Source organism: Chondrinema litorale, from assembly GCF_026250525.1.
Taxonomy (GTDB): Bacteria; Bacteroidota; Bacteroidia; order Cytophagales; family Flammeovirgaceae; genus Chondrinema; species Chondrinema litorale.
The window spans coordinates 1,979,186-2,004,228 of the sequence record NZ_CP111043.1 but is presented as its reverse complement, the minus strand read 5'-3'; the positions used below and the strand labels follow the sequence as shown (position 1 = coordinate 2,004,228).

The following is a 25,043-nucleotide window of genomic DNA, read 5'->3' as shown; positions in this document are numbered from 1 at the left end:
CTGTGGTCTACTTATATTCTGATTATAAGTTATTTAGTTTTTATTCACTTATTTGGATTTCAGCAAAGTTGATTGCCTCTTTGCTAAGCCAGTTTTTTTCTTCTATAGTTAATGCATAGTTCTTACTTACCTGCCAGTTGTAGTTACGCTTTAAAGACATCTTTAAACTACGATTAAAAGCCATGTTTAACTCTGGTTCATCAATGTCATCTAAATTCAACTTCAACTCTCCATTCTTTAATGCATTGTACATAATATACCACCAGTCTTTTCTGTCTACCTTTACATTGCTGTTATAATCTTCAAATCTCATAACAGTACTAATTGGTAGCTGACACAAGCCTAAAATAAATCTTCTAGCAAGTAGTATATTTCTAAAGTTTTCCAGATTTCTTTCGTGATTTTTAGTACCCAAACGACCACTTATATTCGGTAAAAGGTATTTTGGGATCGAACCATTTTCAACAATCTTTTTCACGAAATAAAATGCTGTAGAAGAAATATCTTCTTCAAATTGTTCGTAATCCTTTGCCTCTCTATGTACTTTGTACAAGTATTGGTGATCACCAGAAAAAGAAGATGGTTTTTCTATAACAGAAACTGCTTCTACATTAAGTTGTTTAACTGTGTTGCAGAAACTATCTAAGCCCCAAGGTGTGTCAAATACATCTTTTTTAAGCATAGGGATTACCATTCTTTTATGTTGCATGGCAGAAGATGCCAGCTTTCTTGTGCTTAAGCCACAGAGAGTAATTACATTCACAATATTAGGTAAAGCTGCAAGCTCTTTAGATATATGGAATGATTGCTTTCTATTGTAAATTTTTTCTTTATTAAAGAACCTGTTGTCGCAAACAAGAACAGTTATTTTGTTTTTAGAATCGTGCTTTAATATATCAATAGCTTCATTAACATCATAAGCTAATCTGCTTGTAATGCCAAAGCTGTTTAATTTTTCTTTTACGATGTTTCCGAACCTGTCATTGCTATCTACATAAAGTACTTCTCCAAACCGGATGTCATTGTTAAGACTATTGCTTTGAGGAGTACTAACTTCTTCTTCTGGTAGAATATCATTGATTTTTTCCTTCAGTTTAGGTATGTGTCTTAACACTTCCTGGTTACTAAATTTCGGAAAGGTTTCAATGTTGCTATAAAACTCAGTTCTAATTTTGTAAACATCTGTTTCCCTTTCAGGAAAAGTATTAATCACCTTATTGAAATACTTGTTGATAATATCTATTCCTAATTGATCAGTATTTGAAGAATAGATTTCATCATGAAGTTCTAGTGATTCTTCATCGATATATCCAGTATCTGAATATAATCTTTCGCATAAAAAAGTATGTAGTTCATCCTCTAAGCCTTCTCTAAAACATTTTCCTAAATTTTGAAAAGGAGTACACTCAAAATCAATTAATGTAGAAAAGCTAATAGAAGGATCTCTAAAGAATCGAACATTACCAGTAGTAAAATTCTTTAATTCAAAATCAAAAGTATTGAAGGGTAAATGTGATAAAACTAAAATGGGATTTCTGCTTTGCAGATTTAGTCTTATGTCTTTAATCAAGTCAAAACCTTGAAAACTGCTTAGTTTTTTTTCTTCCCAATTTAATTCAGCAACAATAATGACCTTTTCAGATTTGGCTAGCTGACCGCTATTACGGAGTCTGTTGTAAACGTTTGGGTTATCAACAATTTCAAAGTGTTGGGAATCGATAAGTAAGTCTTCATCTGGATTACAGATGAGTATAGGCTTAATACTCATTATTGTTTGGTCTAATTGTTTTATAAATGGTTCGTGGTAGTCGTCTATACAACGCTAATCTATTCGATTGCGCATTGAATAGCAAAAAGGCGATAGTTATGAAACTAGTAAAGTTTATATGTTTTTCTTACATAAGATTTTGGAAAAAATAACTTATGCAATGGAAAAAACTGCAATAACATGAGAAGTTCGAAATTGCACTTAGCTTAAGATTACTTGAAATTTGCTTATATTCTGTGAAGTAATATTTTTCTCAATTTATACAAAAAAAGAGAAATAAAAAACTTATTATCTCACATTTTCTTGTTATATCTATAGCTTCAGCACAAAAAATACTTCATTTCCATACTAATGCATCAATAAAAGCAATAACTATTCTCTTTTCGTTTAAAATGTTACTTAAGTAAGATTTATTTTGATTTGTAACATGTAAATTAACTGTGTATGTCATTTTAAATACCGTATTACATGATAAAATGTTTTGATTTTTTTCTTTTTTCAAGAATAACTTTCACGTCGGCAAGAAAACCTTTAACATTTTTTGATATTTCTTTACAATAAATAAGATTTTTAAATAGCAAAAAATATTATGCATGCATAATATTTTTTGCTATTTTTGTTTTAATCCCAGCGTTAAAATAACCTTTAAGCAATGACAGATAATCAGCAAAAAAAGAAAAGATCAGTAGATTTTAGCATTAAAGCGGCATGGCTGGCAATTTCTAAAATGTACAATTATGTAGGAGCTGATTTCGATATAACACATTCTTCAGGATTTGTTTTATTGAATATAGATAGAGAAGTGGGAACACCAGCTACTAAAATTGCTCCTTTATTAGGTATGGAAGCACGTAGTTTAACTAGGATGCTTAAGTCAATTGAAGAAAAGGGACTTATTTACAGAAAAGCTGACGCCACAGATAAACGCAAGGTAATAATCTTTTTAACAGAAGAAGGCAAGAAAAAAAGAGAACTCGCAAGGCAGACAGTAAAGTACTTTAATAGAAAATTGAGTGAGCAAGTGAATCAGAATGAGTTTGAAGTGTTTTTTAAAGTAATAGAAAAAATACATTATGTTATTGAGAATCTGGATGAAAGTGAGGCAGAAGAAGAAATACTAGGAAATACAAAAGTTAAATAGAATATACTAAGACTATAAAAGCTAAAGACAAACTTTAATTAACAGGAATTTTAATACAACCAACCTCTAACAACAAGAAATATGAAAAATAGAACAGTAAAAAAAGTTGCTGTATTGGGTTCAGGTGTTATGGGTTCCAGAATTGCATGCCACTTTGCAAATATAGGTGTGCAGGTTTTGTTACTCGATATTGCTCCCAAAGAGTTAAACGACAAGGAAAAAGCAAAAGGATTGTCACTAACAGATGCAGCAGTAAAAAATAGAATTGTAAATGATGCACTTCAGTTTGCTATAAAATCTAAGCCCGCCCCATTATATAGCAGCAAATCAGCCACATTAATAAGTACAGGTAATTTCGATGACGATATGTCTAAAATTGCCGATTATGATTGGATTTTAGAAGTTGTTGTAGAGAAATTAGAAATCAAAAAAATAGTTTTTGATCAGGTTGAGAAATATAGAAAACCAGGCACTTTAATAACATCGAATACTTCTGGTATACCAATGCATTTAATGTGTGAAGGTAGAAGCGATGATTTTAAAAAGCATTTTTGTGGTACTCACTTTTTTAACCCACCACGTTACCTAAGATTACTGGAAATTATCCCCGGTCCAGAAACTAAACAAGATGTATTGGATTTCTTAATGCTTTATGGTGACTTATATCTGGGTAAAGAAACTGTACTTTGTAAAGATACTCCTGCATTTATCGCTAACAGAATCGGGGTGTATGCGATTATGTCAGCAATGCACATTATAGAGGAGATGGGACTAACTGTTGGGGAAGTTGACAGGCTAACAGGTCCGCTTATTGGTCGTCCTAAGTCTGCTACTTTCAGAACAATGGATGTAGTTGGTCTTGATACTACTGTAAACGTAGCGAGCAATCTAAGAGCAATCCTTTCTGATGATGAATCTAAAGATACCTTTAAACTACCGGGTATTGTAAAAGAATTGTCTGATAGAAAATGGCTCGGAGATAAAACAGGTCAGGGGTATTTCAAGAAAACAAGAAATGAGAAAGGGGAAAGAGAAATTCTTGAGCTTGATTTTAAAACCTACGAATATGTACCAAGAACCAAAGCCAAATTCCCTTCATTAGAAAAGGCAAAAGCGATAGAAGAAACTCCGGCTAGAATTAAGTTTGTTGTAAATGCGCAAGATAAAGCAGGAGAGTTTCTAAGAAAATCTTTATACGATACTTTCAGGTATTGTACCATGAGAATCCCTGAGATTGCAGACGATCTTTATAAAATTGATCAAGCTGTTTCTGCAGGTTTTGGCTGGGATTATGGCCCGTTTGAAACATGGGATATTTTAGGTGCAAAAGATACTGTACTTAAAATGGAAGCAGCAGGGCAAAAGCCAGCACAGTGGGTTTACGATATGCTCGAAAGTGGTAAAGAAAGTTTTTACAGTGTAGAAAACGGCCAGAAGAAATACTACGATATTGAAAGTAAGACATATAAAGTAGTACCAGGTACTGAGTCTTTCATTTATCTAGATACTTTAAGAAAATCTAATAAAGTTTGGGGTAATAGTGGTTCTACACTATTTGATTTAGGTGATGGAATTTTAGGTTTAGAATTCCATACCAAGATGAACTCGATGGGTGCTGAAGTGATTGAGGGTATCAATACAGCCATTACCAAAGCAGAAGAAAACTTTAAAGGTTTAGTAATTGGTAATGAGGCACCTCAGTTCTCAGCAGGAGCTAACTTAGCTATGTTATTTATGTTTGCAGGTGATCAAGAGTGGGATGAAATCAACCTCATGATTGCTCAGTTCCAGAATACCATGATGCGAACCAGATTCTCATCTGTGCCGGTTGTTGCTGCACCAGCAGGTTTAGCTTTAGGCGGTGGTTGTGAGATTTCTTTACATTGCGACCATATTCAAGCGCATGCCGAGACCTATATTGGTTTAGTGGAATTTGGAGTAGGTTTAATTCCGGCAGGTGGCGGAACCAAAGAGATGACTCTGAGAGCATCTAGCACATATAAGCCGGGTGACCCAGAAATTAACCAATTGCAAGAATATTTTATGAATATTGCTACAGCAAAAGTGGCAACTTCAGCAGAAGAAGGCAGAGAGCTTGGTTATCTAATAGAAACTGATGCGATATCGCTAAACAGAGCCCGTCTAATTGCAGATGCAAAAGCACAAGCTATTAAATTGGCTGATGCAGGTTATACAAAGCCTGTTGAAAGAACTGATATTAAAGTTTTAGGAAAAGGAGGAATAGCAACTTTTGAAGCAGGTATAGCAGGAATGCTTTATGGAAATTATGCTTCAGAACACGATGCGAAAATTGCTAGAAAACTTTCTTATGTGATGAACGGAGGAGACCTTTCAGAACCAACTTTGGTTTCTGAGCAATATCTTCTCGACTTGGAGAGAGAAGCTTTTTTAAGCTTATGTGGAGAACAGAAAACATTGGAAAGAATTCAGAGCATTCTTTTTAAAGGAAAACCACTAAGAAACTAAGATTCATTGGTTTTCAATTCCACTTTTCAAAAAACAATATTCAACTAAAACAGAAAAAATATTATGGATGCATATATAGTAGCTGGCTATAGAACAGCCGTAGGAAAAGCTAAAAAAGGAGGTTTTCGGTTTACTAGACCTGATGATCTCGCAGCCGATGTAATTAAGCATTTGGTGAAATCTGTTCCGGGTTTTGATGCTAAAAGAGTAAATGACCTGATTGTGGGTTGTGCTATTCCAGAAGCAGAGCAAGGAATGCAAATGGGAAGAATGATTTCTCTACTTTCATTACCAATGGAAGTTCCCGGTTTTATTATTAATAGGTATTGTGGTTCAGGTGTAGAAGCAATTGCATTGGCAAGTGCTAAGGTAAATTCAGGAATGGCAGACTGTATTATAGCTGGTGGTGCTGAGTCTATGTCTATGGTACCAATGTTAGGTTACAAACCTGCTTTAAACTGGAACATTGCAGAGTCTAATCCAGAGTATTACTTGAGTATGGGATTAACAGCCGAAGAGGTTGCCAAAGAATACGATATTACCAGAGAGCAGGCAGATGAGTTTTCTTACAACTCTCATCAAAAAGCAATTGATGCCATTAAGAATGGAAGGTTTAAAGATGACATTGTTCCAATAACAGTGAATGAGACTTATTTGAGCAATGGTGTTAAGAAAACTAGATCTTATGTTGTAGATACAGATGAAGGGCCAAGAGCTGATACAAGTATGGATGTATTAGGTAAACTAAGACCTGCTTTCAGAATGAATGGACAGGTAACTGCTGGTAATTCTTCACAAACATCTGATGGAGCTGCTTTTGTAATGGTGATGTCTGAAAAAATGGTGAATGAGTTAAATCTGAAACCAATTGCAAGAATGATGTCTTACCAAGTGGCTGGTGTAAACCCAAGAATTATGGGTATTGGACCAGTTGAAGCAGTGCCAAAAGCATTAAAGCAAGCAGGTTTAAATCTTTCAGATATAGATCAAATAGAATTAAACGAAGCTTTTGCAGCTCAGTCATTAGCGGTAATTAAACAGCTTGAGCTTGATCCATCAATAGTGAATGTAAATGGTGGAGCTATTGCATTAGGTCACCCATTAGGTTGTACGGGAGCCAAACTTTCGGTGCAGTTATTCAACGAAATGAGGAGAAGAAAGCAGAAATACGGAATGGTAACAGCTTGTGTCGGAGGTGGCCAAGGAGTTGCAGGTATTTATGAGTTCTTGAACTAAGATTATATAAACTTTCTAAAAGATACCTGAGGCATTTTGTTTCAGGTATTTTTTTTTCAATTAAGTATGCTGCATGGAAAAAGGCTTCCTTTCATATAAAAACTCACTGATAGAATATCGAAAATCAGCAAAGAAGGATAAGTTATTAATCCTATTTCATGGTTTTGGAGATAAGGCTGCTTTGTTTGAACCTATCTTTCCTGCATTAGAAAAAGAGTTTGAGGTTTGGGCACTTAGCTTTCCTTATCATGGAGAATCTCAATGGAATGAGGGATTATTTTCAAAAGATGACATAGTAAACATCATCCAAGAAATATTAAGCATTTCAGGCAAAGACAAGTTTTCATTATTAGGTTATAGCATGGGAGGGAAAGTAGCCTTGAATATGTTGGTAAGGTTTTCTCAACAAATAGATCAACTTTTTCTTTTAGCTCCAGATGGGATAAAAACTCACAGGTTATACGATATTCATAACTTGCCAGAAGTGTTTATTCGACTATTTAAGTCATTAATGAAGCGACCTAAGTTATTTTTTAAAATAGCTACTATGGCATATCGATCGGGTTTGCTCACTAAGTTTCTATTCGACTTTACTAAAAATCATTTCAGTACAGCAGAGCAAAGAACCCGTTTTTTTATGGTAGCAGATTCTATCAGAACTTTTAAGCCCGATTTAGAAAAAGTAAAATCTATCATCAATGCTGAAAAAATAAAAGTGACTTTGTTTCTGGGTAAAAGAGATGAAGTGATTTTGCCAGAAGTAGCAGAAGTTTTTAGTGTAGGTTTATCAACTTGCGAAGTAATCTGGTTAAACAGAGGTCACTTATTAATCGATGTAGATTTAAATAATCGCTTCGAAGATATCTTTAAATCTCATTCCTTTCATTCATAAAAAAGGCTTTACAGAAATATTCTGTAAAGCCCCGGATATTACTATTTGCTCAAATTTCTTTAAGAAATCATACCTACACTTCTGTTTACAAAAGCAGTAAGTGCAGCACCAGTCAATTTACCATTTGATAGTAATGCCAAATCGTAAGCTTGTTTAGCGATTTCTTTTTGTTTTGTTTCATCAGATTCAGCTAAGATTTTTGCTGTAATCGGGTGGTTACCATTGATGGTTACAGTTTGGCTGCTTGGGAACATTCCGCCGCCCATCATACCTTGTAACTCGGCCATTTCCTGCATTCTTCTCATAAATTCAGGAAGTGTAATTGTAACTGGCATTTCTTCAGCAGACATTGCAGTTACTTCTGGCTCTAATTTATCGTCACCAATAGCGCTTTTATATATTTCTTTAATTTTAGCTTCTTCGTCTTTGCTTAAAACTGATTCTAGAGCTTCGCCCTTATCAATCAATTTGTTAGCTACATCAGCATCAACACGTTTGATAGAAACTTTTTCAAGCTTTTGCTCTAAAGTACCGATAAAGTGATTGTCGATAACATTATCGAACTCTACAATATCGTAGTCTTTTTTAAGCGCAGCTTGGATATAAGCATCTTGCTTTCCTCTATCGTTGGTATAGATAATTACTTTATTTCCGTCTTTATCTGTTTGGTTACCAGCGATGTGCTCTAAATACTCATCAAATGTGAAAAGCTTTCCATCTAGGTTTTTTAATAAACCAATTCCCTTAGCTCTGTCGTAGAATTTCTCGTCTGAAAGCATTCCATATTTAACAAACAGACCTATGCTTTCCCATTTCTTCTCGTAACCGTCTCTATCGTCTTTGAATAACTCAATCAGTTTATCAGCAACTTTTTTAGTAATGTAGTTATTGATTTTCTTAACATTACTGTCAGACTGTAAGTAACTTCTTGAAACGTTAAGCGGAATATCTGGTGAGTCAATTACACCATGCATCAGCATTAAGAACTCAGGTACAATTTCTTTTACTTCATCAGTAATAAATACCTGTCTTGAATAAAGCTGAATTTTATCTTTATGAAGGGTAATATCATTTTTCACTTTCGGGAAGTAAAGAACACCCGTCAAGTTGAATGGATAATCTACATTCAGGTGAATCCAAAACATTGGATCTTCTGACATTGGATAAAGACTCTTGTAAAACTCAAGATAATCTTTGTCTTCTAAGTCACTCGGACTTTTTGTCCAGATTGGAGAAGTAGTATTGAGGATATCACCATCGTATTCGATTTCGATTGGTAAGAATTTACAATATCTGTCAAGAATTTGCTTAAGCTTAAACTTCTCAAGATATTCTTTAGATTCTTCATTTACATGAAGTACTATATCTGTACCTCTGTCAGTTTTTTCAGCAGAAGTAATTTCAAAATCTGTAGAACCAGTACATGACCATTTTGCAGCTTCTGTATCATCTTTATAAGATTTTGTAATGATATCTACCTTATCTGCCACCATAAAGGCTGAGTAAAAACCAAGACCGAATTTACCGATTATTTGGTTAGCATCGTCTATACCTTTAAACTTCTCAACAAACTCAGTTGCACCAGAAAAAGCAATTTGGTTGATGTATTTTTTAATTTCTTCGCCAGTCATACCAATACCTCTATCGCTAATGGTAATGGTATTTTCTTTTTCGTCGAGTACAACTTTTACTTTAGTTTCACCAACTTCTCCTGAGTATTCTCCAATTGATGCTAATTTTTGAAGTTTTTGCGTAGCATCTACTGCATTGGAAACTAATTCTCTTAAGAAAATATCATGATCTGAGTATAGGAACTTTTTAATTATCGGGAAAATATTCTCGGTATTTACCGAAATGGTGCCTTTCTCTTCCATTTTTTTTAGATTTTATATGCTGTACTTTTAATTTTTCTAAATCTAAACGAATACTATTCCATAGGTGGCAAACTGCAATTTTGTCAGTTTATAATGACAGATAATATCAGAAAGCTTATTTTTTTAGCTTTAAGTAATACTTGGTAATGACGTATATGAGTCTTAACAGAAAAAAAGTCAGTAATAATTCTGTGATACTAATTGGTAAAACATTAGTATAATATTTTTTATAAAAAGTGCTTTGCTGATTAAATCCAAAAATTCCTGGAAGAATATTGATGCTTAATAATACCGCTAGAAATATAGCTAGTAGTTTAAGCTCTCTCTTAATTATTTTTTGATGTTTATTCATTCCAGGACGGTAAGTTTCCATTGAAGCCATTTGTTAGCAATAAAAGGTTGTAATATTTAATTTTAGTTAATTGGTTCTAAAAAACTAATCTACCCAGAACCATGTAATTTTTCTTACGTATGTAAACATATACTACTATACAATTTGTTCTAAAATTAAATACAAAACACTTCAAAATAACCAATCATTTTCCTACAGCTGGGCACAGTTCATCTTTTACTAGCTTAATTATCTATCAATAATCTATACATAACTATATGCTTCCTTATATTAATTTAATTGATATGAGGTATTGCACCGAATATCAGTATTTATCTGATAAAGCGACCGACTTACATTTCAGCATCAGCTTTGGAGCAATACTTACCTATAAGAAAATAATTAAACCGAGTTTTATCAAAGAGCTTTTTGGCGAAAAAGACAAAGTAGTTGTAATAGAAGAAAAAACTCAAAGTGTTACTTATGGGCTTAAACAAGTAAGATGGTATAATCTTACTGAGCAGAAAAGAGCCTCAATAGAAGAAGAAATACTACTTAATAAACTAAAGCAAAGTGTAATTGACCCTGAAAACTTAAAGCAGGCAGCTTTAATTAGAAAATCAGGTGTTGTACAGGCGGGCAGTGGCAAGGAGTTTCCTGTAAGAAATGTAGATGTTATTCTAGATACATTTCCGTAATAGAAAGGCTATAGTTTTCTATAGCCTTATTCCAAAATTGAATGCATGTAACTCTGGAACTGTATCGTTTTTCCTGAATAATGGATTTAAATCGTAGTTGGCAAACAACGTAAACCAGCCCCAACCAATCTCACCTCTTACACCATATCTAAATGGTTCTAGATTGTAATTGCCTCGATCGTGATCTTTCTGCGAATCTCCTTCATCGTTATATTTAATTTTGGTGTAACTGCCAAGTCTGTAACCAGCATAAGCACCAGCACTAATCTTAAACTTGTTTTTTACATAATATTGAAACATTACTGGCAAGTTTACATAAGATACCGTGAGTTTAGATTTTTCAAGATTAATCATAGACTCTTCAAAGGCAATCTCATCTCCAGTTTTTACTAACTGCACATTATTTTCAAACATAAAGTTTGTCCAAGAGAAGCTCATTCCACATTTAAAATAGAATGCTTTTTTGGTTTGCTTACTCAGCCTAGTTCTAGACATTAGGTTTACCGATATGTAGCGAGAACCCCATGGTCTGGTTTCATAATTGGTATTTTGCGGAATGCTGCCATTGTCAAAATAGCCACTTAGTCCCAAATCGAAGTTCATGTATTGGTGGGTTCTTCTTTTCCACGATTCTTTATCTTTTTTCTCAATGCTGATAAATGTATCTGGTCTTCTTACAAAAGTAAGCCTGTCCTCCTCCTTATCGTCTTTCCAAGGCATTTCTACTTTGTATTGTGCCATATCGTCATTTACTTCTAGATAACCCGATTCGTTATAATGAGCAGAGTCTACATAGGTAGCTACATTTGCCATTAGCTCTTCGAAATTGATGTTTTCTAGATCATTTACATCCTCCGTATTTTGCAAGTAGAAAATCATCTTACTGCCATTTCTACCGAAATTTATTATTACCGTGTCTGCCGTAACAGAACTTTGCTGAGCAAATACATTAATGCTTAATCCCATAAGTAAAACCCATAGGTAAATGATATGCTTTTTCATATACTTTTAGTTTTGATTCTCTTCGCTAGTGTATTTCCGAAGTTTTCTAAATAAAGTTTTAATAGGATTTTTTTGCTGTGGAGCAGCTTCTTGCCTAGTGTTATCAGATGGCGTAAGTGTAATTTCAACTTTTACACCTTTTCCCTTAGCCTTCTTTTTTTCGATCTTTGTTAGACCTTTCTTTTCTAAGGTGATTTCTTCTGGTATTTCAAGTTCACTATTTTCAATTTCTTTATTAGTACCTGATAATTCAGCTTGCTGATTCTGAATATTAACAGTAGTATTTTTTAGAGAAGTTTGATTATTTGTATTGACTATATTTTCGGTTGACTTGGTTTCTTCTAATGTATCTTCAAGTTCTGTTTTTTCACTTTCAATAATAGATTCAGGTTTATCTTCTTCAATTTCTAGAGGTTGTTTTATAGAAGGCTTAACTTCTATTATTTCTTTATTATCTGGTGGTGTATTTTCAACCGTAGAATGACCAGAAAAAACAAAAAGAAATGATAAGACAATGATGCTGAAAAGTCCGTACTTGCCCCAATGGTTTTTGCCGCCTTTATTGTTGTTATCATTTGACTTTAGGTGTTTGTCAAGCTTATCCCAAGCAGCAGCCGAAGGCTTTTCTTTGTAGTCTCCTAGCTTCTCTTTAAAAATAGAATCGATATGTTGATAATTATCTGACATACTATAATTTCATGCTCTTTAGCTTATTTTCTCATATTTTTTAATAAGACCTTGTAAATACTTTCTCGCTTTACTAAGCTGAGATTTTGATGTGCCTTCGCTAATATTTAGTTCTTTGGCAATTTCTTGATGGTTATAACCTTCGATGGCGTACATGTTAAATACTGTTCTATAGCCAGCGGGTAATTGATGAACCATCTCTAATAATTCTTTAGCTTCTAAACTTGTATCTGCTTTTATTGGCTCTATTTCACCGTAAACTTCTTCAATATCTCTACTGAAATTATTTTTGCTGTTTTTTCTCAGATACATCAAGCACTCATTCACCATTATTCTTTTTAGCCAACCTTCAAAACTACCTTCACATCTAAATGTGTCAATCTTCTCGAATATCTTCATAAACCCCGCAATCATTACTTCTTCGGCTATATCTCTGTTTTTTAAATATCTGATGCACAGACCAAGCATACTATCTGCATATCGCTGATAGAGCTTTTGCTGCGAAGAATGCTCATTCTTTTTGCAGCCTTCAATTACTGTATGTTCATCAAATACTCTCAATACTGGTTATTCAGCTAATTATCTAATGCCAAATTTATATTTATACTTTCAGCTCTGAATTACATTAGAAAGTTATATAATTTTTAAGGGTTTGGAGCTAAGATGTAAGTACTTTAAGAAGGGTTGCCTGAAGAATTAAAAAAAATATTAATTTCTTATTAGATGTGAGTAAAAACGTATAGCCATAATTGTGTTTTACTCAAACTTATAAAGTTAATACCATCACTAATTTTAAGCTTTATTGATTATAATTGAATAAAGAAAGTTGAAAGCAAGTATGCTTATAAGTTTAATACTTTCTTACTTATCGCATAATTATCAAACATTAAAACTCTGTTAGTGCCATGAGATTAGCAATTATTGATATGGGAACAAATACATTTAACCTGATTGTAGGTGAATTAAAAGACGATGGTCTGAGAGTAGTTTACCAAAACAGGATTTTTGTAAAAATTGGCAAAGATGGTATCAGTAAAGGCCTAATTACAGATGATGCGATAGAGAGAATGATGAAAACATTAATCGAGCTAAAAAAAGAAGCAGAAAGGTTTAATGTAATTGATATTACTGCTACAGCAACCAGTGCCATGCGCTCTGCAAAAAATGGTGCTGAACTGGTAGAAAAAATCTATAATGAGTTGGGTATTACAGTAACTACTATTGATGGTGAAGAAGAAGCTCGATTGATTTATACAGGTGTAAAAACGGCTTTAAACCTTAGTAAAACACCATCGCTAATTCTAGATATTGGAGGTGGAAGTGTTGAGTTTATTCTTGCAGATAATGTAGATATACTTTGGAAAAAAAGTTTTGAAATTGGTGCACAAAGACTTTACGATAAATTTCATAACGATGACCCCATTAGTGTAAATTCTATTTCACATTTAAATGCTTATTTAGAAGATGTACTAGATGAAGTTTTGGAACAAATACTAGTATTAAAACCTAAAACTATTATTGGTTGTGCAGGTACTTTTAGCACTATTAAAACCATTCATTGTTTACAAGAAGGAACATTAGATAAAATCTCTATTCCAGATTATCCGATGAGTATAGGGTCTTATTTGGCTATTCACGAAGAAATTATTAGTAAAAACCTAGAAGAAAGAATTGCTATTCCTGGTATGTTAGAAGAAAGAGCCGATATGATTGTAGTAGCTTCTTGTATTGTAAGTTATTTGCTCGAAAATTTTGCATTCGATAAAATCAGAATTACTACTGCGGCTTTAAAAGATGGTTTGCTGTGGGAAAAGCTGAATGAAGTCAATTAGTCCCAACATCACTTATAAATAAGAAGATAAATAGTTTATTTAATGAATATTTCTCCTTTTATACTCGAAAGGTTTTTTGCCGAGTACGAGTTTAATGTGCCATATCTTTTGTGCTCCTCAGATTGTGAATCTATATCTATAAAAGACTTATTACAATTTGAAAATGAAAGCTTGGAAAAGCTCGAAAATGTGTGGTTAGGTTATACAGAATCGCAAGGTGCGCCCAGCCTTTTAAATAGAATAGCTAGCTTATACACAAGCATTAAAGCTAATGATGTATTAACATTTAGTGGTGCAGAAGAAGCCATATACATTTTTATGCGTACCATGCTTAAGCATGGTGAAAATATTATTGTTCAGGCTCCTTGTTATCAATCTTTGTTTGAAGTGGCAAAAAGTGAAGGTGTTGAAATTAAACAATGGAATATGGATAAGGACAATGCTTGGGAGCTAGACATTAATGAATTAGAAAACCTAATTGATAGTAAAACTAAAGCGATTGTAATTAACTTCCCTAATAACCCGACTGGTTATTTGCCAACAATAGAAAAGTATCAACAGATTGTTTCTATCGCCAAGAGGAATGATCTTTTATTGTTTTCTGATGAAGTGTATAGATTATTTGAATACGATGAAGCAGACAGGCTTACACCAGCTTGTGAGTTGTATGATAAAGCGGTTTCATTAGGAGTTTTGTCTAAATCTTTTGGGTTGGCAGGTTTGCGTATTGGTTGGATTGCCTGTAAAAATCAGGATATAATGGAACAGCTAAAGTGTTATAAGGATTACACTACGATTTGTAATTCGGCACCTTCTGAGTTTTTAGCAGAAATTGCACTAAAAAACACTGATAAACTTATTGGGAGAAATAAGCAGATTGCTTTAAAAAATCTAGATTTAATAAAGGAGTTGTTTACCGAATTTTCTTCGATATTAAGTTGGAATAAGCCCAAAGCAGGAGTAATTGCCTTTCCAAAATTTAGCGAAGATGTAGCCGAAAAAGTAAACTATCGTAAAATAGCAGAAGATTATGGTTTACTACTGTTGCCAGGTTCCTGCTACGGCTATCCTGATAATTACTTTCGAATAGGCTATGGCAGGAAAAATTTTCCTGAAGCCATAGCGGTATTTCGAAAATATCTGAATGAAAAATTTAACTAATTCGCTTTTATAAGTTATTCACGAAAAAGCGCATTTTACTCACAATTTCATCTTTACAATATGCTGGGCATATTAAGTAGCCTGGGTTTTCTTCACTTGGCTTTTGACCAAAAGAAAAGTTTTCTCCAGTTAAATATGTAAAAGCATAACCGAGCTCATTAAGAATGGCTTTTTCAGCAGTCCATTCCCATTCTGGAATCGATGGTTCCATTACAATGGCGATGTCGTATTTGCCGGTAAGTATGCTGTATAAGCGAGAATCAGTTTCTTTTTTGATGTGTTCGTCTGGAATACCAATAGATTTTAGGAGTTTCAAATATTGCATTTCATCTCCTGCATCAGGGTATCCATATACTAAATCCTCAGTTTTTTTAATTTGTATTTTGGGTAATTCTTTAGTGTTACCTCCTTTGGTTAATTTAATTGGTTCATCTAAAGTCATACTGAGGTAAAAATCTTTTTTAGGATAGCTTACAACACTAGTAATTAATCCATCTTTAGGGTCAAAGAATGCTCCTCTAAAACTAAATCCGCTTTTTTTATTAACGTATAGTTCAGAACCACAGATTTCATCAATAATGAAATAACTCTCATGTCTTACTATTTCTTTGTGTTTCGATTGTTCAGAAATAAACATGTAGTAAGGATAGTTTTCTGCAATTCTTTGGTTGATCAGCAGATTTACTTCAGTATCAACTTCACTGATCACTTTTCCACTCGGAAGTTTTTTTAATTCGTGCTCGCTTTCGAATTGTTCCAACATCAGTTTTGAAACATCACTTGAAAGGTTATCAAGAAATTTGGCAAGACTCTTATAGTAACTTTGCATGGCCTACTAATTTGTTAGGAGAGATGTCTAAGATTAAAAAATAATTATATTGAATATACTAAAAAAATAGCATGTAATTTCTATAAATTACTGGTTTACAGTTCACTACCACACTTTTTGCAAAATTTAGCATCATAATCATGACCTTCAGCACTGCAGTTTGGACAAGCCTGAGTTGTCATTTGTAAATCAGGATTTGTCTTTGCCAATTCAACCGAAACGATGCCAGTGGGTACAGCAAGAATACCATAACCCATTATCATAATAAAAGCTGCAATACTTTGTCCCATTACTGTAGAAGGAGCGATGTCTCCATAACCCACAGTAGTAAGTGTAACTATTGCCCAGTATATACTTATTGGAATACTTGTAAATCCGTTTTCTTCCCCTTCTACCAGATACATAATTGTACCCATAATTACTGTAATACAAAGTACGGTTACCAGAAATACTGTGATTTTTCTACCACTAGCTCTTAGTGCGGTTACGAGTTGTTTGGCTTCACCTATGAAATGTACCAACTTAAATATCCTGAAAATCCTTACTAATCGTAATGTTCTTATAACTAGTAAAGAATGAGCTCCTACAATAAATAAACTTAAATAAGTTGGTATAATCGATAACAAATCTACAATTCCGAAAAAGCTAAAAATGTATCTACTTGGCTTTAATACTGAAAAAACTCGGGCAATGTATTCTAAAGTAAATAAAAAAGTAAAAATCCATTCGAGAACTTTGAGTGTGCCTCCGTATTTTACTCTTATGGAAGTAACACTCTCTAATGAAACGATAATAACGCTAAAAATTATAATAAGTATTAAAGCAACGTCAAAAGTTTTTCCCCAGAAGGTATCAGCTTCAAAAATTATTTCATGAACTTTGCTTCTCCACTTACTTAATTCTGTTTCATTTTTATTCATCGGATGTGAAATTTTGAATTAATTTAGATTGTTCAGAACTAATGATGATTGAAAATTATAGAAATATTTTTTTATGATAAAAAATTCTTCCTTCCTGCTGCTAATAATCATCTTCTTTTCACTAAAAGTTTATCCACAAAATGATATACCTCTGGGTACATGGAGGAGTCATACTTCATATCTGGATGCTAAGCTTGTAGAAAAAGCAGAAAATATTATCTATTGTGCTTCAGGGCAAGGCTTATTTAGTTACAATATAGAATATAATGATGTAGAAGTTTATTCCAAATTGAATGACTTAAGTGATGCATCTGTGGCTGCACTGGCTTATTCGACAAATTATAATATACTAATGATAGGCTATGTAAATGGAAATATAGACTTATTTGCTGAGGATGAAATTATTAATGTAAGGCTAATTCTTAATTCTGATTTTAGAGATAAAAGCATAAATAATCTATTTGTTAGTGGACAATATGCTTATATCTGTACAGCATTTGGTGTAGCTGTATATGATTTAGAAAAGGAAGAAATAAAAGAAACTTATGCAGAGCTAGGAGATGCCGGTGAAGAGATAGAGGTTTTTGATGGCGCAATAAGTGGAGATAGTATTTATTTGGCAACAGCAGAAGGTGTGATTTCAGCGTCTTTATCTGAGAATGCAAACAGACTAGACTATACAAATTGGAATAATATTTTTTCTGATTATCAACTCGATATACAGCAAATTGAGGCATTTAATGGCAAAATATATTTTACTGTAGAAGATGAAGGGTTATATGAGTATAATCAGTCAGAAGCTATGCAATTAGAAGTTGCCCAAAACTTATCTTATAACAGTTTAAGTAGTACAGAAGAATATTTATTTCTGAGTGTAGAAGGCAAGATTTATCAAATAGATACGGAAGGAAACATCGTGGTAATTGAAACTGATTTATTGTTGAATCCACAAGAGGTGACAGAAGATGAACAAGGCAATTTATATATAGCAGATAATAGCAATGGTTTACTACAAATGGCAGATAATGCGGTAAATAGCATTAGTCCTGCTGGAATTGGTGAGGCTGAAGTTTCAATACTAAGTGATGCTGGAAATAGAATTTTAGCTTTCCAATTAGCATTTAATGAGAGCTCCTATAACCCTCTAAATAATTTAGGTAGTTTTTCAGAATTTACTGATGAGGGCTGGAAAATATATAGTGCTGATGAAAATTTGAATGCTACGCTTTTGCCTAATGTAACAGACCTTTATAGTACTACCTATAATTTTAATGATGATAAACTGTACTTAGCCTCATTTGGCAATGATATTTTACAATGGGATTTAGTTACAGATAGTATCGTAAAGCTTCAAAATACACCGTTTTTGGCTTCGGGTTTTCAAGGAGAAATTTCAGGAGTTTCAATTGATGCAAATGGTAAGCTTTGGGTAACTGTATATGGAGTAAGCTCTTCAAGTCCTTCAGTATTTTTATTAGATGAGGGGCAATGGAATTCTTTTTCAGTTTCAGAAAATGTAGGTAGGTATCCTTTAGGAATAATTTCTGATGATTTTGGTAATGTCTGGATCAAGTTATCAACAGGGCTTATTGTAATGGATGAAACAGGAAACTATGCTTATCTTAATGCAAATAGTGCCATAAATCCATTACCTAATTCAGAAGTGCTTTCAATGGCTAATGATAAAGAAAGCCAAGTTTGGATTGGCACTGCCGAAGGTGTTATTGAGTTTTTTGCAACGAGTGTAGATAACATCAAGCAGGAAACAGTATCAGCAACTCCTGTTTATGAAAGTTATCTGCTTTTAAATGATTATGAAGTAACCTCTATAGCTATAGATGGTGCCAATAGAAAGTGGTTTGGTACAAAAAGTGGATTGTGGCTATTTAATGAAGATGGTACAGAACTAGTTGAGTTTTATGATGAAGATAACAGTCCATTGTTTTCCTCAAACATTTTGGATGTTGCCATAGAAGATGAAACAGGAGAAGTGTTTATTGCAACAGATGAAGGCTTACTATCTTTCAGAGGTTTTGCCACAGAGGCTAGCCTTAATTACGATCAGGCAAAAATATTTCCTAACCCAGTAAGAGAAGACTTTGATGGATACATCAGTATTAGTGGCTTAACATACAATGCAAGTGTGAAAATCACAGATATAAGTGGAAAACTTATTTGGGATACAGTAGCAAATGGCGGTACAGCTACTTGGGATGCTCGAAATTACAATGGTGAAAAAGCGAAGACAGGAATTTATTTGGTATATGTAGCTTCAGAGTCTGGAGAGGATGTGTTTCAAGGAAAAATTGCAGTAATCGAGTAGGCTAATTATTAAGCTAAACTTCCTGTTTATTAAATTCCTTATGCAACTTCAATACCTGAGGTAAAACCATTTGGGTATCATCGTTTAAGATAAGATAGTTAGCTAGTGGGACTTTTTCTTCATCACTCATTTGCTTATCCATAATGGCTAAAACCTGAGCTTTATCTCTATGTGGGTCTCTTTTTAAAACTCTATCGATTTTTATTTCTTGAGGAGCTGTAACAAGAATAGTTTTATCTAAAGTTTTATAAATGCCAGCTTCAAAAATTAAAGCAGCTTCTTTTAACAAGTATTTTTGGCTCTGATTTTTTTCTACCCAATTTTGAAAGTCTTTGCCAACAGCAGGGTGTGTAAGCGAGCTAAGTAATCTCAGTTTTTCTTTATCATGAAATACATTTTCAGCCAGATATTTATTGTTAATTTGTCCATCTGGTAAATAGGCATTTTCACCAAAACTCTTTTTTATCTCATTAATTAATTCCTTACTATGCCTCATTAACCATTTTGCACGAGAATCTGAGTCATAAACAGGAATACCTAATGACTTGAAAATTCTGCAAACAACACTTTTACCAGAGCCAATACCTCCAGTAATTCCTATAATGAGTGGTTTATTTTTTTTCAAGAGTTATTTTGAATTTATCTGGCGACCAATTGTATTCCATAAAATATGGAGGAACTACTATTTTTGGCTTTATAGTAGAATCATTTCTATCCATTATATTATAATCCAGTAGAACCCTTAAAGAGTCTCTTGGCATGTATTGCTCATTCTTCTCAATTAAATAAGAAATTACAGCAGTACCAGGGTCTACAGTTACATTAGCACCTTTAGGGAAGTTATCTAGTTCTAATCCAACATTAATATTTCTTCGTTCAAACTCTGCCACACTAAAGCTAACTTTAACTTCTTTTGTTAAAGGATTTAGAAAGTTTGAGGTGATAAAACCTAGCGAAATATTTTCATCAATATCACCATCTATTTCTTGTTTATCTAAGCTCAGAGCTATTGTATCGTCCATTTGTTGTAAAATGGAAGAAGCGCCTTCTATATCCACTTCATGTGGTTCCAGTTCTATAGGTGTAGTTATATAAAATCCGGGTTCTAGTGGAATTTTTTCTTTGCTAATGGCAAGCCGAACAGTTTTAGTAGATAAAGTATCGAACTTAAAAAATAGAGAGTCTTGTAGAATATAATTCACCTGTAACTCTTTAAGCTTCGAAGTAATTCTAGAAACTAAACTATTGGTGGCTATAAAGTTTGTATTTACAGCCATGTTTATGTTTTCAAATGAAATTACTTCGGCAGAAAACTCCGGATTTACAGTACTCTTGAATAGGTCCCAGCCATTGCCGGTTACATTTACTACAAGGTCTGACGGGGGATCTTTTAAGATAACAACTTTATTGTTGTCGTAATCGAATTGTAATGGAATTTTGAGGTCGTAATTATGCTCGTCGTTAAGCTCATTAAATAACCAGAAGGTAAAAGAAGTAAAAAAACAAATTCCTATAACCCTCCAGTCCCAGTCCTTAACTGAAGCAAAATACTCTTTAAAAGCCGGTGCAAATTCGTTAAATTTATCTACTACCCTATTAGGCATATTATTGTAAAAAAAGAAGCCGGAAATTAATCCGGCAATTTAAAAGATTTAAGCTTCTTTTTTACTTACGGTGGCAGAGTTTTCAAAAGAAAGAGAGCTTTTTTCCATTTTAACTTTTACTCCTCTGTCTACTTCAAGTAATACAGTATCTCCTTCAACTGCGGCAATTTTACCATGCATACCTCCTACTGTAATTACCTGATCACCTTTTTTTATAGAGTCTGCAAACTCTTTTTGTTTCTTTTGTTTTTGTTGCTGTGGTCTGATCATAAAGAAGTAAAAAACTACGACCATACCTACTATAAAGATCAGGTTTATCATTTGGCTGTTTCCAGCATCAACCTGTAACAAAATCGCTGCGATTCCCAACATGTTTATTTATTAATTTAGTTAAATTTAGCTGTAGCGACCTTTTATTAGCTGTTAGGCTGTGTTTTAAAAGGACCATCTACTTCACTTGCACTATCTATTTTACATTTGATAGAAACTACATCAGTTCCACCTTCAACGTTAGCATAAATAGTTACTCTTTTATTAATTACACCCGCTTTTCCAGCACTGTTAAATTGCACTAGAATTTCTCCACTTTCACCTGGACCAACTGGGTCTTTAGTATATTGTGGAGTTGTACAACCACAAGTTGTTTTAATATCAGAAATCATTAAAGGAGCTTCACCAGTATTTTTAAATTTAAATACGTGCTTTACAACATCACCTTTGGCAATTGTTCCGAAATCATGAACAGTTTCTTCAAATGCGAAATTGGCATATTTTTGATCTACTTCAGCTTTTGACACTTCTGTTTTCGGTGCAGATTCAGTAGAGGCAGATGCTTTTTCTTCAGATACACCTGTTTTCTTGTTTTCGCAACTTACAAATGCAGCTGCAAATACAAAAGCTATAAATAATTTAAGAACTTTTGACATAGCTATTTATAAATTTAAACTGTTTAAAAAATCTTATGATTCGTTTGCTTCCTTTTCTTGTTTAGGAACAATTTTGTTTCTTAATGCATCAACCTCTTTTTTTAGTTGCTCAGCCTGTTGAATCGCATCTGCGATTACTTTCTCACCTTCAGACTTAGCCATACTTATAGGTTCGCTTTTGCCCTCTAATAATTCATCAATAATCTCCTGCAACTTGTCAGAGTATTTATCTAGGGCAAAGTTTAATTTATCTCTAGTGTTCTTACCCTTGTCAGGTGCATACAAAATACCTAATGCTGCACCTACAATAGCACCAGTTAAAAAAGATATAAAGTTGTTTCCTCCACCTTTGCTCATTATTAAAAAATTTTATTTCCTGAAATTAAGATTTTACTTGTTATCAATCAAACCTCTACCAGATTTCTTTAGTTTTCCTTCATCAGAAAGCTTTTTAGAAATCTCGTCTAGCATACCATTTATGTATTGGCCACTCTTTGGTGTACTGTAACTTTTAGAAATATCAATGTACTCGTTGATGGATACTTTAACCGGAATATTAGGGAAATTCATCATTTCACAAATAGCCAGCTTCATTAATATTTTATCAATTACAGCAATACGGTCTGCAGACCAAGTTTTGGTTTTTTCTGTAATTAGTTTTTCATAATAATTTTCTTCAGTCAGATATAGTTCAAACAATTGCTGAAAGAAAATTCTGTCTTCTTCCCAGTTTCTGGAAAGTAAAAATAGTTCGGCATCTTCACATGCGCCTTCTTCCACAGATTTAATGGTATTAATGAGCATGCTTTTTAAAATACTTTTATTTTCTGCCCAATTAATATCGTCTTCTTCAAAATGTGAAAGTACAATCTCATTTTTAAAGAGAAAATCTCTTACCAGAATTCTAAACCTTAACCTATCTCCTTCAAAATCGCGTTCATGCGTACTTAGTTCAGATAAAATGGTTTCTTCTTTATAAAAAAGTTTATGCCATCTCTTTGCAATTACAGGGTCCCACTTTAATTCTTTTGTAGCAATAAGCCTTTGAAGTTTTGTGCTACGCAACAAGCAAGAAATTACTTTATTAGAAGCAAATATACCTGTAGGCTTATCTAAAAGCACCATTTCTTCAAAAAACCTTAGAAACATAAGATAGCGATCATAGATGCTTTCAGCTTCTTTCACCATTTTTCTTTTATGGTGCGTATAATCGTTGTTTCTTTTAGTTTTATAAAAATGAATGACTTCGTTGGCGATTTCCTTACTTTTATCAGAAAGTAAAGATGTATTTACCTCAACTGTTTCATCGGGAAAAACCGCGTTTTTAAATATTTGAGTGGCAATATCCTCTTCAACTTTCATCCTTGGTGCTTCAGTTTTGCCTATCATATTTAGTTCAAACCTAAAGTCTTCACTCATTTTCTCTAAAGCCAGATAGAAATCAGATTCTTCATTCTGTTTGAAAGCATAAATGCTTTGCATGGCTTTTATTCTAAGTAATCTACGGTTCAGCATGCTTTTATGAGTTTGTTTGCAAAGTTAGGTATTTGCTATGTAACAAGGAAAGGATTACAATAATCTGATTAAGATTGAATATTTTCTTTTGTAATAAAATGCCCAGTAAGATGAACAAGCTAGATTAATAAATGTTATTGCCTCGAACTAGCAGAGAATTGTCTTAGAACTGTTAAGCGAGTGTTTACGGAATTTTTATTAGATCATTTAATGTTTTTAATGTATTAATTCATCTTTAAATTTTCCGATATCAGTAATTCTACTCATTATTAATAAAACAACTGGTAGAATTTATTGCTTATATTTCCGTAGTTCTATTTTGAGAATATTATTAAAAACAGTTTAAGGTAGACTTATTTTGGCATTATATGTGTCATTTTCATAATATATTTTAAATGTATGAAACCTACTAAAAATCTTATTTTTCTCACTTTGAGCTTCGTGTTTTTTCAAAGTTTTGCTATAGCTCAAGATCAGGTGGTAGCCAGTGCAAGGGAAGCAATAAGAAGTGGAAATGCAGAAAAACTAGCGACTCATTTAAATGAGCCGGTAGAGTTAAATGTGAGAAACCAAAAGAAAAATTATAATAAAGTTCAGGCAGAAATTATCTTAAAAAAGTTTTTTGATGAAAATCCTGCCAGAAGCTTTGAGTATGATCACAACACAACTTCCAGAGGTGGACTCAAATTTATGATTGGTACCTATACATGTACAAATGGTAAGTACAGAGTTCATATGTTAATTAAGGAAGAAAATGGAATGTATAAAATAGATATGTTAGACATAGTAAAAGAGTAATGTAAGATATTTACCAGCTATGTGGAGAAGGCACTGAGAAATCGGTGTCTTTTTTTATTTTTGCATATGTAATAACAGCCAGATATATGTACAATTATTTATCAGAAGAGAATATAGATAGGTTTATAGCAACAGCACTACAGGAAGATATTATGGATGGAGACCATTCTTCTCTGGCATCTGTGCCTGCTCAGGCTCAAGATACAGCTAATTTACTTGTGAAAAGCGAAGGTATAATAGCTGGAATTGCTTTAGCAGAAAAGATTTTTAATAAGGTTGATAAAGATTTATCTATTGAAACTTTTGTGAAAGACGGAGATAAAGTAAGCTTTGGAGATATTGCCTTTAAAGTTTCTGGAAAAGCACAATCTATACTCAGCGCAGAAAGACTTGTTTTAAACTGTATGCAGCGTATGAGTGGCATTGCAACTTATACTACACAACTTAACCAGTTAATCTCAGGTACAAATGCCAAGTTACTAGATACCCGAAAAACAACTCCTAATTTTAGAATTGCAGAAAAGTGGGCGGTTAAAATTGGTGGAGGACAAAATCACCGTTTCGGCCTCTTTGATATGGTAATGTTAAAAGATAACCATGTAGATTTTGCAGGAGGAATAGAAGCCGCAATTAACTCTACAGTAGCATATCTAAAAGAAAAAAATCTTGCTCTTAAGATAGAAATAGAAACCAGAAGTTTAGAAGAAGTAAAAGAGGTAATGCGAGTAGGCAAGGTGGACATTATTATGCTTGACAATATGTCACCTGAAATTATGTCACAAGCATTAGAAATAATAGGTAGAAAATATGAGTCTGAAGCTTCTGGTGGTATTACCGAAGAAACTATAAGAAAAGTAGCCGAAACAGGTATAGATTATATCTCAGTAGGTGCTTTAACACACTCTGCACCAAGTTTAGATATGAGTCTAAAAGCAGTTTCTTAATAAAAAATCAAAGAATTTAATTTACAGGTATTAGTTTTGCCAAATTAATCTGGCAAGCTTTAGCTAGGTTGAAAC

23 protein-coding genes are annotated in these 25,043 nt (G+C 33.3%); 10 read left to right on the top strand and 13 right to left on the bottom strand.

Going from position 1 to position 25,043, the window contains the following annotated elements; translation table 11 throughout:
- Positions 1-40: 40 nt before the first annotated feature.
- Positions 41-1,768: a hypothetical protein gene (locus tag OQ292_RS08325; RefSeq protein ID WP_284685598.1), complete on the bottom strand. Its 1,728-nt coding sequence runs from the start codon at positions 1,766-1,768 to the stop codon at positions 41-43.
- A 652-nt stretch (positions 1,769-2,420) separates the two neighbouring features.
- Here OQ292_RS08325 and OQ292_RS08320 point away from each other — a divergent pair.
- The 4 genes from OQ292_RS08320 (at position 2,421) to OQ292_RS08305 (ending at position 7,524) form a co-directional block, all read left to right on the top strand.
- Positions 2,421-2,909: a MarR family winged helix-turn-helix transcriptional regulator gene (locus tag OQ292_RS08320; protein WP_284685597.1), complete on the top strand. Its 489-nt coding sequence runs from the start codon at positions 2,421-2,423 to the stop codon at positions 2,907-2,909.
- Between the two features lie 81 nt (positions 2,910-2,990).
- On the top strand, positions 2,991-5,396 hold the full coding sequence (locus OQ292_RS08315) for a 3-hydroxyacyl-CoA dehydrogenase/enoyl-CoA hydratase family protein (RefSeq protein ID WP_284685596.1): 2,406 nt from the start codon (positions 2,991-2,993) through the stop codon (positions 5,394-5,396).
- Positions 5,397-5,459: 63 nt separating this feature from the next.
- Positions 5,460-6,632 (top strand): acetyl-CoA C-acyltransferase, encoded by a 1,173-nt coding sequence (locus tag OQ292_RS08310; protein WP_284685595.1) that lies wholly within the window; start codon positions 5,460-5,462, stop codon positions 6,630-6,632.
- Between the two features lie 73 nt (positions 6,633-6,705).
- Entirely contained in the window at positions 6,706-7,524 is an 819-nt protein-coding gene (locus OQ292_RS08305) for an alpha/beta fold hydrolase (protein ID WP_284685594.1), read from the top strand.
- 59 nt (positions 7,525-7,583) lie between these two features.
- Here the strand turns inward: OQ292_RS08305 and htpG are convergent, their stop codons facing one another.
- The gene (htpG, locus tag OQ292_RS08300) at positions 7,584-9,398 is read right to left on the bottom strand and encodes a molecular chaperone HtpG (RefSeq protein ID WP_284685593.1); all 1,815 of its coding nucleotides are present in this window, start codon (positions 9,396-9,398) and stop codon (positions 7,584-7,586) included.
- A gap of 636 nt (positions 9,399-10,034) precedes the next feature.
- Here htpG and OQ292_RS08295 point away from each other — a divergent pair.
- A complete protein-coding gene (locus OQ292_RS08295) occupies positions 10,035-10,427 on the top strand; it encodes a hypothetical protein (protein ID WP_284685592.1) in 393 nt (130 codons plus the stop codon).
- Between the two features lie 18 nt (positions 10,428-10,445).
- Here the strand turns inward: OQ292_RS08295 and OQ292_RS08290 are convergent, their stop codons facing one another.
- Genes OQ292_RS08290 through OQ292_RS08280 form a run of 3 tightly spaced genes read right to left on the bottom strand, consistent with a single transcriptional unit; the run spans position 10,446 to position 12,677 of the window.
- Positions 10,446-11,429, bottom strand: coding sequence for a porin family protein (locus OQ292_RS08290; RefSeq protein WP_284685591.1), 984 nt, complete (start codon positions 11,427-11,429; stop codon positions 10,446-10,448).
- A 6-nt stretch (positions 11,430-11,435) separates the two neighbouring features.
- Positions 11,436-12,116, bottom strand: coding sequence for a hypothetical protein (locus OQ292_RS08285; RefSeq protein ID WP_284685590.1), 681 nt, complete (start codon positions 12,114-12,116; stop codon positions 11,436-11,438).
- 18 nt (positions 12,117-12,134) lie between these two features.
- On the bottom strand, positions 12,135-12,677 hold the full coding sequence (locus OQ292_RS08280; protein WP_284685589.1) for an RNA polymerase sigma factor: 543 nt from the start codon (positions 12,675-12,677) through the stop codon (positions 12,135-12,137).
- 344 nt (positions 12,678-13,021) lie between these two features.
- Between OQ292_RS08280 and OQ292_RS08275 the strand changes: the two genes are divergently transcribed.
- The gene (locus tag OQ292_RS08275; protein ID WP_284685588.1) at positions 13,022-13,948 is read left to right on the top strand and encodes a Ppx/GppA phosphatase family protein; all 927 of its coding nucleotides are present in this window, start codon (positions 13,022-13,024) and stop codon (positions 13,946-13,948) included.
- A gap of 42 nt (positions 13,949-13,990) precedes the next feature.
- Positions 13,991-15,109 (top strand): aminotransferase class I/II-fold pyridoxal phosphate-dependent enzyme, encoded by a 1,119-nt coding sequence (locus tag OQ292_RS08270; RefSeq protein ID WP_284685587.1) that lies wholly within the window; start codon positions 13,991-13,993, stop codon positions 15,107-15,109.
- A gap of 7 nt (positions 15,110-15,116) precedes the next feature.
- Here the strand turns inward: OQ292_RS08270 and OQ292_RS08265 are convergent, their stop codons facing one another.
- Together OQ292_RS08265 and OQ292_RS08260 are read right to left on the bottom strand one after the other, a co-directional pair.
- On the bottom strand, positions 15,117-15,938 hold the full coding sequence (locus OQ292_RS08265) for an inositol monophosphatase family protein (RefSeq protein WP_284685586.1): 822 nt from the start codon (positions 15,936-15,938) through the stop codon (positions 15,117-15,119).
- 95 nt (positions 15,939-16,033) lie between these two features.
- Entirely contained in the window at positions 16,034-16,858 is an 825-nt protein-coding gene (locus tag OQ292_RS08260; protein ID WP_284685585.1) for an ion transporter, read from the bottom strand.
- 73 nt (positions 16,859-16,931) lie between these two features.
- Here OQ292_RS08260 and porZ point away from each other — a divergent pair, with 73 nt between their 5' ends.
- Positions 16,932-19,181 (top strand): type IX secretion system anionic LPS delivery protein PorZ, encoded by a 2,250-nt coding sequence (gene porZ / locus OQ292_RS08255; protein ID WP_284685584.1) that lies wholly within the window; start codon positions 16,932-16,934, stop codon positions 19,179-19,181.
- A 13-nt stretch (positions 19,182-19,194) separates the two neighbouring features.
- On the opposite strand, the gene coaE is transcribed toward porZ, so the two are convergent.
- From coaE to nusB, 6 genes are read right to left on the bottom strand one after another with little or no spacing between them, the layout of a single operon-like run.
- Entirely contained in the window at positions 19,195-19,806 is a 612-nt protein-coding gene (coaE, locus tag OQ292_RS08250) for a dephospho-CoA kinase (RefSeq protein ID WP_284685583.1), read from the bottom strand.
- Positions 19,793-20,785, bottom strand: a complete 993-nt coding sequence (locus OQ292_RS08245) for a YbbR-like domain-containing protein (RefSeq protein ID WP_284685582.1) — start codon at positions 20,783-20,785, stop codon at positions 19,793-19,795. Before OQ292_RS08245 ends, coaE begins: the two co-directional genes overlap by 14 nt.
- Positions 20,786-20,833: 48 nt before the next feature.
- Positions 20,834-21,157 carry a preprotein translocase subunit YajC gene (yajC, locus tag OQ292_RS08240; protein WP_431733762.1) on the bottom strand — a complete coding sequence of 108 codons (324 nt, stop codon included), beginning with the start codon at positions 21,155-21,157 and terminating at the stop codon, positions 20,834-20,836.
- 44 nt (positions 21,158-21,201) lie between these two features.
- The gene (locus tag OQ292_RS08235) at positions 21,202-21,711 is read right to left on the bottom strand and encodes a DUF1573 domain-containing protein (protein ID WP_284685581.1); all 510 of its coding nucleotides are present in this window, start codon (positions 21,709-21,711) and stop codon (positions 21,202-21,204) included.
- Positions 21,712-21,744: 33 nt separating this feature from the next.
- Positions 21,745-22,068: a YtxH domain-containing protein gene (locus OQ292_RS08230; RefSeq protein ID WP_284685580.1), complete on the bottom strand. Its 324-nt coding sequence runs from the start codon at positions 22,066-22,068 to the stop codon at positions 21,745-21,747.
- A 33-nt stretch (positions 22,069-22,101) separates the two neighbouring features.
- Complete coding sequence (nusB, locus tag OQ292_RS08225; RefSeq protein ID WP_284685579.1) at positions 22,102-23,226, bottom strand: transcription antitermination factor NusB; 1,125 nt, start codon at positions 23,224-23,226, stop codon at positions 22,102-22,104.
- Positions 23,227-23,625: 399 nt separating this feature from the next.
- Between nusB and OQ292_RS08220 the strand changes: the two genes are divergently transcribed.
- Together OQ292_RS08220 and nadC are read left to right on the top strand one after the other, a co-directional pair.
- Positions 23,626-24,024, top strand: a complete 399-nt coding sequence (locus OQ292_RS08220) for a DUF4783 domain-containing protein (protein WP_284685578.1) — start codon at positions 23,626-23,628, stop codon at positions 24,022-24,024.
- Between the two features lie 86 nt (positions 24,025-24,110).
- Positions 24,111-24,968 (top strand): carboxylating nicotinate-nucleotide diphosphorylase, encoded by an 858-nt coding sequence (gene nadC / locus OQ292_RS08215; protein WP_284685577.1) that lies wholly within the window; start codon positions 24,111-24,113, stop codon positions 24,966-24,968.
- Positions 24,969-25,043 lie beyond the last annotated feature (75 nt).

Excerpts from the sequence above, each read along its gene's own strand:
- OQ292_RS08320 (WP_284685597.1), top strand. The coding sequence starts at position 2,421 with ATGACAGATAATCAGCAAAAAAAGAAAAGATCAGTAGATTTTAGCATT.
- OQ292_RS08245 (WP_284685582.1), bottom strand. The coding sequence starts at position 20,785 with ATGCCTAATAGGGTAGTAGATAAATTTAACGAATTTGCACCGGCTTTT.
- OQ292_RS08265 (WP_284685586.1), bottom strand. The coding sequence starts at position 15,938 with ATGCAAAGTTACTATAAGAGTCTTGCCAAATTTCTTGATAACCTTTCA.
- OQ292_RS08285 (WP_284685590.1), bottom strand. The coding sequence starts at position 12,116 with ATGTCAGATAATTATCAACATATCGATTCTATTTTTAAAGAGAAGCTA.
- OQ292_RS08235 (WP_284685581.1), bottom strand. The coding sequence starts at position 21,711 with ATGTCAAAAGTTCTTAAATTATTTATAGCTTTTGTATTTGCAGCTGCA.
- htpG (WP_284685593.1), bottom strand. The coding sequence starts at position 9,398 with ATGGAAGAGAAAGGCACCATTTCGGTAAATACCGAGAATATTTTCCCG.
- OQ292_RS08290 (WP_284685591.1), bottom strand. The coding sequence starts at position 11,429 with ATGAAAAAGCATATCATTTACCTATGGGTTTTACTTATGGGATTAAGC.
- OQ292_RS08275 (WP_284685588.1), top strand. The coding sequence starts at position 13,022 with ATGAGATTAGCAATTATTGATATGGGAACAAATACATTTAACCTGATT.
- OQ292_RS08270 (WP_284685587.1), top strand. The coding sequence starts at position 13,991 with ATGAATATTTCTCCTTTTATACTCGAAAGGTTTTTTGCCGAGTACGAG.
- OQ292_RS08310 (WP_284685595.1), top strand. The coding sequence starts at position 5,460 with ATGGATGCATATATAGTAGCTGGCTATAGAACAGCCGTAGGAAAAGCT.
- OQ292_RS08305 (WP_284685594.1), top strand. The coding sequence starts at position 6,706 with ATGGAAAAAGGCTTCCTTTCATATAAAAACTCACTGATAGAATATCGA.
- OQ292_RS08260 (WP_284685585.1), bottom strand. The coding sequence starts at position 16,858 with ATGAATAAAAATGAAACAGAATTAAGTAAGTGGAGAAGCAAAGTTCAT.
- OQ292_RS08220 (WP_284685578.1), top strand. The coding sequence starts at position 23,626 with ATGAAACCTACTAAAAATCTTATTTTTCTCACTTTGAGCTTCGTGTTT.
- OQ292_RS08315 (WP_284685596.1), top strand. The coding sequence starts at position 2,991 with ATGAAAAATAGAACAGTAAAAAAAGTTGCTGTATTGGGTTCAGGTGTT.
- nusB (WP_284685579.1), bottom strand. The coding sequence starts at position 23,226 with ATGCTGAACCGTAGATTACTTAGAATAAAAGCCATGCAAAGCATTTAT.
- nadC (WP_284685577.1), top strand. The coding sequence starts at position 24,111 with ATGTACAATTATTTATCAGAAGAGAATATAGATAGGTTTATAGCAACA.
- OQ292_RS08295 (WP_284685592.1), top strand. The coding sequence starts at position 10,035 with ATGAGGTATTGCACCGAATATCAGTATTTATCTGATAAAGCGACCGAC.
- OQ292_RS08230 (WP_284685580.1), bottom strand. The coding sequence starts at position 22,068 with ATGAGCAAAGGTGGAGGAAACAACTTTATATCTTTTTTAACTGGTGCT.
- porZ (WP_284685584.1), top strand. The coding sequence starts at position 16,932 with ATGATAAAAAATTCTTCCTTCCTGCTGCTAATAATCATCTTCTTTTCA.
- OQ292_RS08325 (WP_284685598.1), bottom strand. The coding sequence starts at position 1,768 with ATGAGTATTAAGCCTATACTCATCTGTAATCCAGATGAAGACTTACTT.
- yajC (WP_431733762.1), bottom strand. The coding sequence starts at position 21,157 with ATGTTGGGAATCGCAGCGATTTTGTTACAGGTTGATGCTGGAAACAGC.